General features: G+C 70.7%; 9 protein-coding genes. 4 read left to right on the top strand and 5 right to left on the bottom strand.

The window, feature by feature from the left end:
* Positions 1 to 117: 117 nt before the first annotated feature.
* The 5 genes from katG to BA895_RS06290 form a co-directional block, all read right to left on the bottom strand.
* Positions 118 to 2,301, bottom strand: coding sequence for a catalase/peroxidase HPI (gene katG, locus BA895_RS06310; RefSeq protein ID WP_070191093.1), 2,184 nt, complete (start codon positions 2,299 to 2,301; stop codon positions 118 to 120).
* A gap of 161 nt (positions 2,302 to 2,462) precedes the next feature.
* Positions 2,463 to 2,894, bottom strand: coding sequence for a Fur family transcriptional regulator (locus BA895_RS06305; RefSeq protein WP_070191042.1), 432 nt, complete (start codon positions 2,892 to 2,894; stop codon positions 2,463 to 2,465).
* Between the two features lie 93 nt (positions 2,895 to 2,987).
* Positions 2,988 to 5,306 (bottom strand): transglutaminase domain-containing protein, encoded by a 2,319-nt coding sequence (locus BA895_RS06300; RefSeq protein ID WP_070191092.1) that lies wholly within the window; start codon positions 5,304 to 5,306, stop codon positions 2,988 to 2,990.
* The gene (locus BA895_RS06295) at positions 5,303 to 6,550 is read right to left on the bottom strand and encodes a DUF58 domain-containing protein (protein ID WP_070191041.1); all 1,248 of its coding nucleotides are present in this window, start codon (positions 6,548 to 6,550) and stop codon (positions 5,303 to 5,305) included. Before BA895_RS06295 ends, BA895_RS06300 begins: the two co-directional genes overlap by 4 nt.
* Positions 6,551 to 6,557: 7 nt before the next feature.
* Positions 6,558 to 7,589, bottom strand: coding sequence for a MoxR family ATPase (locus tag BA895_RS06290; protein WP_083283039.1), 1,032 nt, complete (start codon positions 7,587 to 7,589; stop codon positions 6,558 to 6,560).
* A gap of 513 nt (positions 7,590 to 8,102) precedes the next feature.
* On the opposite strand from BA895_RS06290, the gene mraZ reads away from it, so the two are divergent.
* From mraZ to BA895_RS06270, 4 genes are all read left to right on the top strand, one after another.
* A complete protein-coding gene (gene mraZ, locus BA895_RS06285; RefSeq protein WP_070191090.1) occupies positions 8,103 to 8,534 on the top strand; it encodes a division/cell wall cluster transcriptional repressor MraZ in 432 nt (143 codons plus the stop codon).
* A gap of 248 nt (positions 8,535 to 8,782) precedes the next feature.
* Positions 8,783 to 9,856 carry a 16S rRNA (cytosine(1402)-N(4))-methyltransferase RsmH gene (gene rsmH / locus BA895_RS06280; RefSeq protein WP_083283038.1) on the top strand — a complete coding sequence of 358 codons (1,074 nt, stop codon included), beginning with the start codon at positions 8,783 to 8,785 and terminating at the stop codon, positions 9,854 to 9,856.
* A complete protein-coding gene (locus BA895_RS06275; RefSeq protein ID WP_070191040.1) occupies positions 9,853 to 10,560 on the top strand; it encodes a hypothetical protein in 708 nt (235 codons plus the stop codon). The genes rsmH and BA895_RS06275 overlap by 4 nt, the downstream gene beginning before the upstream one ends.
* 460 nt (positions 10,561 to 11,020) lie before the next feature.
* Positions 11,021 to 12,808 (top strand): penicillin-binding protein 2, encoded by a 1,788-nt coding sequence (locus BA895_RS06270; RefSeq protein ID WP_070191039.1) that lies wholly within the window; start codon positions 11,021 to 11,023, stop codon positions 12,806 to 12,808.
* The last annotated feature ends 3 nt before the right edge of the window (positions 12,809 to 12,811 follow it).

Here is a 12,811-nt window from a genome sequence, read left to right as displayed (position 1 = left end):
TCAGAGCCGTGTGTGCGACGCGGCCCGAACCCCGTGACGACGAAGGGCCGGGCACCCGCGTGGGGTGCCCGGCCCTTCGTCGTGATGTGCTGACCGTTCTTGGTCAGGCGCAGTGGTTCACGCGTCGAAGCGGTCGGCCTCCATGACCTGGCTCCAGGCGGCGACGAAGTCGTTGACGAACTTCTCCTTGGCGTCGTCGCTCGCGTACACCTCCGCCACGGCGCGCAGCTCGGAGTTGCTGCCGAACAGCAGGTCGACCCGGCTGCCGGTCCACGTCTCGGCACCCGAGGCGTCGGTGGCCCGGAAGGTGTCGGCGTCATCGGACGTCGAGGTCCACGTGGTGCCGAGCTCGAGGAGGTTGACGAAAAAGTCGTTCGTGAGGGTGCCAGGGCGGTCGGTGAGGACGCCGAGGCTCGAGCCGCCCGTGTTCGCCCCGAGCACCCTCAGACCGCCGACGAGCACGGCCATCTGCGGGGCCGAGAGGCCGAGCAGGTTGGCCTTGTCGAGCATCAGGTACTCGGCCGGCACGCGCCCCGGCTTGCCGAGGTGGTTGCGGAAGCCGTCGTAGGTGGGCTCGAGGTAGCCGAACGACTCGACGTCGGTCTGCTCCTGCGAGGCATCGACGCGGCCCGGGCGGAACGGCACCTGCACGGTGACCCCACCGGCGGCGGCAGCCTGCTCGACGGCGACGCCACCACCGAGCACGATGAGGTCGGCGAGCGAGACCTGGCGCTCGGCGCGACCGTTGAAGTCGGCCTGTACGCCTTCGAGCACGCGCAGCGTCGCGGCGAGGTCGGCCGGGTCGTTGACGTCCCAGCCGGCCTGCGGCTCGAGGCGCACCCGAGCGCCGTTGGCCCCGCCACGCTTGTCGCTGCTGCGGAAGGTCGAGGCCGAGGCCCACGCCGTCTTGACCAGCGCCGTGGTGCTGAGGCCGGAGTCGGCAATGGCCGCCTTGAGCGCGGTCACATCGTCGGCCGTGACCGGCTCACCCTCGGCCTGGGGCAGGGGGTCCTGCCAGAGCAGCTCCTCCTGGGGCACCTCGGGCCCGAGGTAGCGCGCGATCGGGCCCATGTCGCGGTGGGTCAGCTTGAACCAGGCCCGAGCGAAGGCGTCGGCGAACTCCTCGGGGTGGTCGTGGAAGCGCCGCGACACCTTCTCGTAGGCCGGGTCGACGCGCAGCGCCACGTCGGTGGTGAGCATGCGCGGCTCACGCCGTCCGTCGCCATGGGCTTCGGGCACCATGTCGGAGCCCGCGCCGTTCTTCGGGCGCCACTGGTTGGCCCCGGCCGGGCTCGCCATCAGCTCCCACTCGTAGGCGAAGAGGATGTGGAAGTACTCGTTGTCCCAGCGGGTCGGGTGGTAGGTCCAGGTGACCTCGATGCCGGAGGTGATCGTGTCGTTGCCGTGGCCGGCACCGAAGCCCTGCTTCCAACCCAGGCCCTGGGCCTCGAGCGGAGCCGCCTCGGGCTCGGGCCCGACGTACTCGAGGGGGTCGGCCGCGCCGTGGGTCTTGCCGAAGGTGTGGCCGCCGGCGATGAGGGCGACGGTCTCCTCGTCGTTCATCGCCATTCGGCCGAACGTCTCGCGGATGTCGCGGGCTGACCCGAGCGGGTCGGGGCTGCCGTTCGGTCCCTCGGGGTTGACGTAGATCAGCCCCATCTGAACTGCCGCGAGCGGGTTCTCGAGGTCGCGGTCACCGGTGTAGCGCTCGTCGCCGAGCCACTCGGACTCAGGGCCCCAGTAGACGTCCTCATCGGGCTCCCACACGTCAGGCCGACCCCCGGCGAAACCGAACGTCTCGAGGCCCATCGACTCGAGGGCGACGTTGCCGGTGAGCACGATCAGGTCGGCCCATGACAGCTTCTGGCCGTACTTCTTCTTGACCGGCCAGAGCAGGCGACGGGCCTTGTCGAGGTTGCCGTTGTCGGGCCAGCTGTTGAGCGGCGCGAACCGCTGCTGTCCGGCACCGGCACCGCCGCGGCCGTCCTGCACGCGGTACGTGCCGGCGCTGTGCCAGGCCATTCGGATCATGAAGGGGCCGTAGTGACCGAAGTCGGCCGGCCACCAGTCCTGCGACTGCGTGAGCAGGTCGCCGATGTCAGCCTTGACCGCGGCCAGGTCGAGGGTGTTGAAGGCGGCCGCGTAGTCGAAGTCACCGCCCAGCGGGTTGGCGACCGCGGGGTTCTTCGCGAGGATCTTGAGGTTGAGGCGCGAGGGCCACCACTCACGGCTCCCGGTGCCCTCGGGGCGCACGCTGCGGCCACCGTCGAAGGGGCACTTGGCGGCCTCCGGCTCGTTCATCTCGCCGACCTCGGCGTTGGGCTGGTGAGTCTCGTGGTTGTGCAGTGTCTCGGACACGGGATGGCCTTCTCTCAGATGGGGCAGGGGTCTCGAAGCGGCGTGGTGGGGGGTGAGTGCGGGGGGCGAACGCGGTCAGAAGGGTTCAGAGCCTGGTCGCCGGCTCAGGACGCTGCAGCGGCGCAGTGGGCGCACATGCCCCAGTAGGTCACCTCGGCCTGGTCGACCACGAAGCCGTGGTCGCCCGATGCCATCAGGCAGGGGGCCGGGCCGACGGCGCAGTCGACGTCGGCGATGACGCCGCAGTCGCGGCAGACGAGGTGGTGGTGGTTGTCACCGGTGCGCGCCTCGTAGAGAGCGACGGAGCCGGCCGGCTGGATGCGACGCACGAGGCCCACCGTCGTCAGAGCACGCAACACGTCGTAGACGGCCTGGTGCGACACATCGACGCCCATCGCGCGCACCTCGCGGATGATCGAGTCGGTGTCGGCGTGCGGATGGTCGGCCAGCACGATGAGCACCGAGATACGTGGGCGGGTCACACGCAGAGACGAGTGCCTCAGCAGCACTTCGACCTCGGAGCCGCTCAGTGCCATCTCCCAAGTCTCACCGACGATCTGGAACTTATCAAGTCTTGCGCCGGCTGGGAGGCCAAGCGGTTCCTACCGGCGTCAGCGGCTTCAGCGGCTTCAGCGGCCGCGGCGGCCGACGAGGTCAGCGAGGCGAGACGGGAGGTCACGCCAGATCGAGACGCCGGCCTCGGGCCAGAGGAAGGAGCGGAGGCGGGTGGAGCTCGCCCGGGTGCGACCGACCTCGCGGCGGATCGACCGGATGTCGTGGTGCAACGCCTCGGCCTCCTCGACCGAGGTGCGTTCCGGCCGGTCGTAGCGGGCCTTCTCGAGCGTCATCGTCACCCGGCGCACGGCGTCGGCGTTCTCGACCCCAAGGTGTCCGTCGTGGATGAACCGGTCTCGCGTCTGCCGCAGCGTGTCGCCGGGGGGCGCGGGTAGCCCCAGGTCACGCAGGTGAGAGGTCAGGTCGTCCCACTCGACCTCTACGAGATCCTGGCGCGTCACCGCCTGCCGCCGCCGTCGGGCCCGGTCGAGGGAGGCCGTGATGGGCATGACGAAGATCGCCAGCAGCAGCACGAGCAGCGTCAGGGCCGTGACGATGTTGCGCAGGCTGAACACCGACCCGAGCGAGTCGGTGAACGAGGGCGCGGAGGTCGCCGGCGCCTGGGACGGCGTCGCCGACGGGACCGGTGCCTGCGAGGTCGCCCTGCCTGACGCGGACTCGCTCGGGGCGCGACCACCTCCACGCGATCCGTCGCTCGCGCCCTCGACGGCATACGGCGGCGGGGTGCCGGAACGGGCACCCGGGGTGGGTTCGAAACGGAGCCAGCCGTACCCCTGGAAGAACAGCTCCGGCCAGGCGTGGGCATCGGAGGCTCGCACGACGTACTTGCCGTCGACGCTCGTGCCGGGCAGGAACCCGATGGCCATGCGGGCGGGGATGCCCTGGGCTCGCGCCAGCATGATCATGGCGGTCGCGAACTGCACGCAGTAGCCGCGCTTGGTCTCGTAGAAGGTGCGGATGGGTTCGACGATCCGCCCGGCGTCGTCGCGAAGGGGCTCCCCGAGGTCGAGGGTGTAGGTGTACTCGGGCGAGCGAAGGTGGTCCTGGATCGCGATGGCCTTGTCGAGCGGGTTGGTCTTGCCGGCCGTGACCTTCTTCGACCACGAGTCGAGCAGGTCACGGGCCGTGTCGGGCACGGCGAGGTCGTCGTCGACGATGTCGGGGGAGTCGGGCGTGCCGGACTCACGCAGCACCGAGGGCAGTGGGGCAATGTCGGCGTACGTGACGCGGTAGCTCGACACCGGCTGTGAGACCCGCACGTCACGGGTGACCGGGTCGATGGTCCACGGCGTGCCGTCCATCGCGACCGCGACGACGGGGTACGGGGCGGCGATGTTCGGCGCGGCCAGGGTGTTGTCGGAGACAGTGATCTCGTAGTCGTTGCGATCGCTCGGGGGCGGCAACGGCTGCGGCTGCCCCACCTCGTTGGAGTCCTTGACCGCCAACCACTCACCGCGTGAGTAGTAGCCGGTGGCCAGCACCCGCAAGGGGCTGCGCGTGAACCCCGTAGTGGTGTATTTGAGCACCGGTGAGTCGTCGTCGTTGTTGAGGCTGCGGGTCAGGTCGATGGTGTTGTTGAAGCCCACGCTGCCGCCACTGCCGCCGTCGCCGCTGGTGCGACCCAGGCCCTCGGTCAGATAGCGCGGCGGGAAGTGTGGCACGACCACCGGCACGACGAGCGCGAGCACGAGGCCGGCCAGCCCGAGCTTGGCGGCGCCCGTGCTGAACGAGCGCATCGCGGCGCCGTCCTGGGCCACCACCGGGCGGGCCTGCTCGTCGGTGGCGCTGGTCGTGCTCCATCGACCGAACTGAGCGCGCGCCGTGGTGTGCAGCATCAGGAGCCAGAGCGCGGCCGGAACCACGAAGAACCGCAGGGCGAGAGTGGAGTCGCCGTTGGCGGCGGTGACGAGGTAGGCGGCCAGCAGCGGCAGGCCGGCGGCGGCGGGGCTGCGCCAGGTCGCCGCCATGGCGTCGACGCTGATGGCGACGAGGGTCACGATGATCACGAGGTAGAAGGTGACGCCGTCGCCGAGCGGGGCCGGGGCGGCGTACCGGGCCAGGGTGTCGAGCGCCTCCAGCCCGTAGTCGTTGGCGGCCTCGAGGGTGGAGATGGTCGGCAGGAGCAGGAAGAAGGTGTTGCCGGCGAACTGCGCCAGGATCACGTAGGCGGTCACGACGAGCTGGACGAGCACGACGAGCACCCGCGAACGGGTGAGGCCACGCATGAGCAGGCCGACGCCCGTCGAGACCGCGATCATGACGATGGCCGGGCTCAGCCACGCCGAGCTCTGGAACAGGCTCGTGACGGGGTAGACGGCCGCCAGAGTGGCCAGGGCGGCCAACAGTGCGATGCGCCAGCGCCGGCGGCTCATCGGCTCGTCCCCACCGTCGAGGCCGTCAGCGCTGACCACGCGTGGGTCACGGAGTCGTCACGGCTGACGGCAACGGTGCGCCAGCCGCCGGACCGCAGGGTCTCGAGGTGTCCCGCGACGTCGTCGGCCCCTGGCGCGTCGCCGAACGAGGCGGCATCCAGCACGAAGGCGAGGGCGGTCGTGCCCGGTTGGCGCAGGCTCGCGATCCGGGCCGTCACCTCGGGGTCGGTCGGCCCCACGACGGCCACCACGAGGCCACCGCCGCCAGCCAGGGTCTGGGCCGCGCGAAGGATCTCGTCGTTGCCGGTCTCATCGTGCTGGGACGTCACGGCCAGGGCGTCGAGGATCTCCGGCGCGGCCATGGTCTCGGCGGCCCGTGAGCTGGCCACGGTCTCGGCGCACACCAGGTGCACCGCATACCCGGACTCGCAGAGGTGCACGGCGACCGAGGCCACCGCCGTGACCGCCCACTCGAACGACCCGGTGGCCCCGCTGCCACCGTGAGCCGCGGGCCGCGGGTCGAGCATGAGGATGGCACGGCGCTGGGCGGGCCGGTCCTCCTGACGCACCATCAGGTCACCGGTGCGGGCCGTGGCCGGCCAGTGGATGTGCCGCAGGTCGTCACCCTCGCGGTACTCGCGGATCGTCACGTCGTCTTCGCCGTGCAGGGCGATCAGGTGCGCCTGCTCGCCTTCTGAACCCACGCCCGCGCTCGAGCGCCGGGCCTGCGACAGCGGGTGGACGGCGGGCAGGATGACCAGCTCGGCTCTGCCCTCCAGCACCGCATTGCGGTTGGCCAGGCCGAAGGGGTCCTGCACCTGCACCCCCAGCGGACCGAGCTGGTGGCGACCACGCAGGGCCGAGTGCACCGTGTAGTCGATGGTGCGTACCCGCCCGGTCGGGATGCGGCCGACGACGAAGCGTGGGCGGTCGCCGAGCACGTAGTCGAGGCGCTCCTCGGCGAGGAAGAGCGGGGTCGTCGCCGTCGAGACGTTCTCGAAGGAGAGCGCCACCTGGGCCGGCTGCCCCACGCTGACCCGTTCGGGTGAGACGTGTCGTTCGATGCGCATGCGCGCGCGCCGGGTTCTGACCAGTACACCCGAGATGATCGGCAGGGCCAGGAGCAGCACGCCGAAGCGGGTCAGGTCGCGAAAGCCGAAGATGACGCCGGCGAGCACGAGCAGCACTCCCGAACCGACGAAGGCCCGTCCCCGAACGGTCAGGACGCCGCGCAACGATCGCATGGGTAGCTCAGCGAGCCTGGGGAGGCACGGGCACCTGGCGCAGCAGGTCGCCGACGACCTCGGTCGTCGTGCGGCGGGCGAGCTGGGTCTCGCTCGAGGGCATCAGCCGGTGCGCCAGCACGGCGGGTGCGAGCAGCTGCACGTCGTCGGGGATCACATGGTCGCGCCCCTCGAGGGCGGCGTGCGCACGAGCCGACCTCAGCAGGTGCAGTCCGGCCCTGGGGGAGGCCCCGAGCCGCAGCGCCGAGGTGGAGCGCGAACGGTTCACCAGGTCGACGATGTACTGGCGGATCGCGGGGCTGGCGTGCACCCGCATCACCGCCTCGACGACGCTGTTGATCGTCGCGGCGTCGGTGACGGGCCGCAGTGAGTCGAGCGGGGAACGCGACCCGTGCACCTCGAGCAGCTCCAGCTCGGCAGCAGGGGAGGGGTAGCCCATCGAGATGCGGGCCATGAACCGGTCACGCTGGGCCTCGGGAAGCGGGTAGGTGCCCTCCATCTCGATGGGGTTCTGGGTGGCCATCACGATGAACGGCGCCTGCAGCTCGTACGTGGTGCCGTCGACGGTGACCTGGCGCTCCTCCATCGACTCGAGCAACGCCGACTGGGTCTTCGGCGAGGCGCGGTTGATCTCGTCGCCCACCACCACGTTGGCGAAGATGGCCCCTGGGCGGAACTCGAACCGCCGGGCGTCCTGGTTGAAGATGCTGACGCCCGTCACGTCGCTCGGCAGCAGGTCGGGCGTGAACTGGATGCGGCGCACCGACGCGTCGATGGAGCGGGCGAGGGCTTTGGCCAACATGGTCTTGCCGACGCCGGGCACGTCCTCGATGAGCAGGTGCCCGCCGGCGAACAGCACCGTGACGGTGGTTCGCACGACCTCGGCCTTGCCCTCGATGACCGTCGTCATGGCCCCGACGAGCCGGTCTGCCACGTCTCTGACGAGGTCGAGGTCGGCCGCCGGGCCGCGGTCGCGAGGTTGGCCCGGTTCGCGCTGCTCGCCACGGTTCAGGCCGGGAACGCTCCCGGTGAATTCCATCGTCACTCTGTCCTCCGCTGTGCCGCTGATCGGTCAGTTGCCCGCCCTCGCCCAGACGGTCGACGCGAGATCCGTTCAGTGATCCTCCCTCATGAGACGGCCCACAGGAAGAAGACCCCGAATTCGTGACCCGGTGAAGCTTCTCTGTCTCCGAAACACTCCGGACTCCACTTTCCTCCACCACAACGCGCGGGGAACGCTCAGAGTTCACTCGCCGACGGGCTATATCGGGGTCAGCAGGCTGGATCTGGGTCTGTCGCGCGGCGGCGACGAGCGCTCGGGGCCCGTCTCGGTGGTGGATGAACGGCATCCGGCCGGATGCCGTAGGGGCGGTAGGGGAGAGGGGTGGCGTTCCCCTCCACTTCCGACCACGTCGCTGACCTGCGCAAACGTGCGATGAGGGGGCCAAAACTGACGTGTTCGTCGTTGACCGTGGAGGAAAGTGGAGTAGAGTGGGGGAAGAAGGGCGACGGTGGTGGCGCCTCTCGGGTCGATGAAGGGGAGGTGGCGATCGTGTTCCTCGGTACGCACACCCCCCGGCTCGATGAGAAGGGCCGCCTGATCCTGCCGGCGAAGTACCGCGACCAGATGTCTGACGGCCTCGTGGTCACGCGGGGCCAGGAGCGTTGCCTCTTCATCTACCCCATGGACGAGTTCGTGAAGGTGGCGCAGGGCCTGCAGGCCGCGCCCACGACCAACCGGTCCGCCCGCGACTACCTGCGGGTGTTCCTGTCGGGCGCCTCCGACGAGGTGCCCGACCGGCAGGGCCGCTTCACCATCCCGGCAAACCTGCGCCAGTACGCCGGCCTCGACCGTGAGGTGACCGTCATCGGAACCGGGTCGCGACTCGAGGTCTGGGACAGCGCCGGGTGGAACACCTACCTGGCCGCGAGCGAGCAGAGCTTCGCCGACATCACCGAGGAGGTGGTTCCCGGCATCTTCTAGGCCCCACCACTCGTCCGCACCACCGAACGACCCGGCAGCGAACGACGCCCCACGAGACCTGAGTGCCGGCCTCCAGCCGCTCCCCTCCCGAGACGACTTCCCCCGTCTCGGGCGAGGCAGCGGATGGGGACCAGCCCGCAGGATCGCGCGTCGGGCCAGACGGCTCCAGCAGCAGACCAGCAAGCAGCACTGACGACAAGACCATCAGCCGCGCAAGCGCACGACGCCCAGGGCGAGCAAGGACGAGCATGGACGACCGAGGACCGGCGCAGGGGCGACACGTCCCGGTGATGCGCGACCGGATTCTCGCGCTGCTCGAACCGTCCCTCTCTCGCCCGGGTGCCGTCCACGTGGACGGCACGGTTGGTATGGGGGGCCATGCCGAGGGGGTGCTCGAGGCCTTCCCCGACGTCACGGTGATCGGGATCGACCGCGACCACGAGGCGCTCGCCCTGTCGGCCGAGCGGCTGGCCCGCTTCGGTGACCGGTTCCGGCCGGTGCACGCCGTCTACGACGACATCGCAGACGTCGTCGAGGGGGTCGGGGTGGCCCGGGTCGACGGCATCCTCTTCGACCTCGGGGTGAGCTCGCTGCAGCTCGACGAGGCCGACCGGGGTTTCGCCTACCGGGTCGACGCACCGCTCGACATGCGCATGGACCAGTCCGACGGCCCCACCGCCGCCGACGTGCTCAACACGTACGAGGTCGCCGATCTCGCCCGGGTTCTGAAGGACTACGGCGAGGAGCGCTTCGCGCGCAAGATCGCCCGCGCCGTGGTTCGCGAGCGTGAACAGCGGCCGTTCACGACCTCCGGCCCCCTCGTCGAGCTGTTGCGTCGGGTCATCCCCGCCGCGTCCCAGCGTCAGAGCGGGCACCCGGCCAAACGAACGTTCCAGGCGCTGCGTATCGAGGTCAACGACGAGCTGGCCGTCTGGCGCCGCGCCATCGAGGAGTCGGTGGACGTGCTGGCGGTCGGTGGCCGCATCGCCGTGCTGTCGTACCACTCGCTCGAGGACCGGGTGACCAAGCGGGCGTTGGCCGCCGGAGCCACCTCGAGCACTCCCGAGGGTCTGCCGGTCGAGCTTCCCGAGCACGCGGCCTACCTCACGCTCGTCACGCGTGGAGGCGAGCAGCCCACGGAGACCGAGATCGTGCAGAACCCGCGAGCCGCCTCGGCGCACCTCCGGGTCGCCGAACGGACCCGCGACCACCAGCCCGACCGGGCCGCCCACTCCAGCCGCACGAGAGCACCCGGTTCGCCGAGTCGCTCGACCCGCCCCACGGCATCCGCCCGTACCGGAACGAAGGGAACCACCCGATGAGCCAGATGACGGCCACGGCACGCCCGCTGCGCGCCCCGCGACGCGGCCCCACGGCGACACCGTTGCGGGTGATGCCCACCCGGTTCACCGCGACCGGGAACGGTGCCTTCGCCACGCTGTGCCTCGTGCTGCTCACCGTCGGGCTGATCGCGCTGCTCCTGCTCAACACCGCCCTGGCGCAGGGCTCGCTCGTGGTCGGCACCCTCCAGCGTGAGTCGACGGCCCTGACCAACTCCGCCGCCAACCTCAACGCGGAGATCGCGGCCGCGTCGGCCGGCGGCGCTCTGGCCGCCGCTGCAGTGAAGCTGGGCATGGTCCGGTCGAACGAGCGGGCTTACCTCAACCTCGCGACCGGCACGGTCTCCGGAACGGCCTACCCCGCCACCTCCTACCAGGCACTGCCGATCGTGACGCGGGCGACGCCACCGCCACCGCTGACCGGCTCCGACCAGAAGCTGGTCGGGGCCGCGGCTGCGTCGGTGCTCGGTGTGGTGGCGCCACTGGGGCCGAAGGTCGCCCCGAAGGCTGACAAGAAGGCTGACAAGAAGGCTGCCCCGAAGGCTGACAAGAAGGCCGCCTCGAAGAAGGGGTCCGCCACGCCGAAGACCCCGGCTGCCACGACCAAAGCGCCCGCAACCCCGAGACTGACCACGAAACCGAGCGCCGCCCGCGGCGCGAGCTCACAGACTCCCGCCATCGGGTGAACGAGGTGACCGCGTGACTTCGACGCGAGGCAGGCAACCGCGACAGACCAGTCGCGCAGCGGCCACGACACCGGCAGCTCGGGCCCGCGACGGCCAGGCCCCCGGCAACGCCAAGGGCCAGGCCTCCGGCGCCACCGCCCGCCCGGCTCGGCCGCCTGCCGGCGCCACTGCGCGCCCGGCTCGGCCGGCCGCTCGTTCCACACCCCGTCCCCCGGCCGGGTCGACCTCGCCCAAGGCCCGCGGCGCCTCGCCCACGGGCCGCGCCGCCTCACCCACGGGCCGCGCCGCCTCACCCACGGGCCGCGGCCGCGGTCCGGCTCCGAAACGCTCGCAGGCGCCCGCCGGCAGGCGGGGCTCCGGGGGCGCAGGAGGGGGTGGCGCAGGAGGGGGCGGAGGCCGCGGTCGGCGAGGTCGGCGGCTGCGCATCTCCCGTGCGAACCCGAGACGGCGCATCACGGTGATGCTCGCGACCGTTCTCGTGATCTTCACCGTCTTCGCCGGCCAGCTGCTGCGCATCCAGGCGTTCGACGCGTCGGCAACCCAGGCTGCGGCGCTGAACAAGCGGCAGTTCACCTCGCCGACGCCGGCGCTACGCGGCCAGATCCTCGACACAAACGGCCAGGTGCTCGCCGAGTCGGTCGAGCGCTTCACGGTGACGGTCGACCCGACCGCGGTCCGGGAGTACAAGGCCAGGGTCGACGGCACCGTCACCAAGGTCGGCGCGGCCGGTGCAGCGGCCGCGCTCGCGCCGCTGCTCGACATGAGCGTCGCCGACCTCAACGGACTCTTCACCCGTCCCGGCAAGCGCTACGTCATCGTCAAGAAGCTCGTGAACCCCACCGTATGGGCGCAGATCCGGGCCCTCGGGGTGCCGGGCATCGACTCCGAGCGCACCGCCCAGCGGCTCTACCCGTCCGGTATGGCCCTGGGCCAGCTCGTCGGTTTCGTGCTGCCCAGTGACCAGCAGCCGGGTGGCGGCGTCGAGCAGATGCTGAACGGGGTGCTCGCCGGCACCCCCGGCAAGCTCGTGGCCGAACAGGCCCGTGACGGCTACGTCATTCCGGGCTCGCAGCGGGTCGACACGCCCGTGGTCAACGGTCGCAGCGTCAAGCTGACCATCGACGCCGACCTGCAGTGGTACGCCCAGAACGCCCTCGCGAAGCAGGTCACGGCGGTCGGGGCCGAGTCGGGCACCGCGGTTGTCATCGAGGCGGCCACCGGAAAGGTGCGCGCTGCCGCCAGCTACCCGAGCTTCGACCCGACCGACCCGGGTGGCGCCAACAAGGCCAACCTGGGCAACGTGGCCTTCAACGACGCCTTCGAGCCGGGTTCGACCGGCAAGCTGATGACGTTGGCAGCGGCCTTGGAGGAGAAGGTGATCACCCCCGACACCGGCGTCATCGTGCCCTCGCGGCTGCCCCGGGCCGGCATCCGGTTCAAGGACAACGAGGCCCACGGCGTCGAGAACATGACGGCCACCGGCGTCATCGCCAAGTCGTCGAACATGGGCACGATCCTCATCGGTGAGCGGGTCAAGACCGCCGTGATGGCGAGCTTCTACCGCAAGTTCGGGGTGGGGCAGAAAACGCCGATCGGCTTCCCCGGCGAGTCGGCGGGCGTGCTGGTGAAGGCCGACAAGATCAACCCCCAGCAGCGCTACACCATGCTCTTCGGCCAGGGCTACGCCGTCACCGCGGTGCAGGCCGCCAGCATCTTCGCGACCATCGCGAACAAGGGGGTGCGGGTGCCCCCGTCGCTCGTCGAGGGCACGGTCAACGACAGCGGCACGCTCGTCCCGACCCCCGCGACCACGCCCGAGCGCGTGGTCTCGCAGGACACCGCCACGAAGCTGTCGCGCATGATGGAAGAGGTCACCGGCCCTGACGGCACCGCTCGCGACGCACGCATCAAGGGCTACCGGGTGGCCGGCAAGACCGGAACTGCCGACCGCTACGACGACAAGACGAAGGGCTACAACGGCTTCACGGCTTCCTTCATCGGCTACGCACCGGCCGAGAACGCCAAGTACGTCGTCGCGGTGATCATCCAGAAGCCCACGTCGGGCATGTTCGGCGGCGCCCTGGCCGGGCCCGTGTTCAACCAGATCATGACCTACCTCCTCGAGCGCGACAACGTGCCGCTCAGCACGCCGTCGCCGCTCAGCTACCACGTCTGGTCGACCAAGCCCCTGTCCGATCGCGACCCCACGGTGCTGAGCGATGCGCGCGCGAAGCGTGACGGCCTGTAAGTT

Origin of the sequence: Humibacillus sp. DSM 29435, assembly GCF_001758225.1 — a bacterium.
In the GTDB taxonomy this organism is placed as follows: Bacteria; Actinomycetota; Actinomycetes; order Actinomycetales; family Dermatophilaceae; genus DSM-29435.
This window is presented reverse-complemented; position numbering and strand designations above follow the sequence as displayed.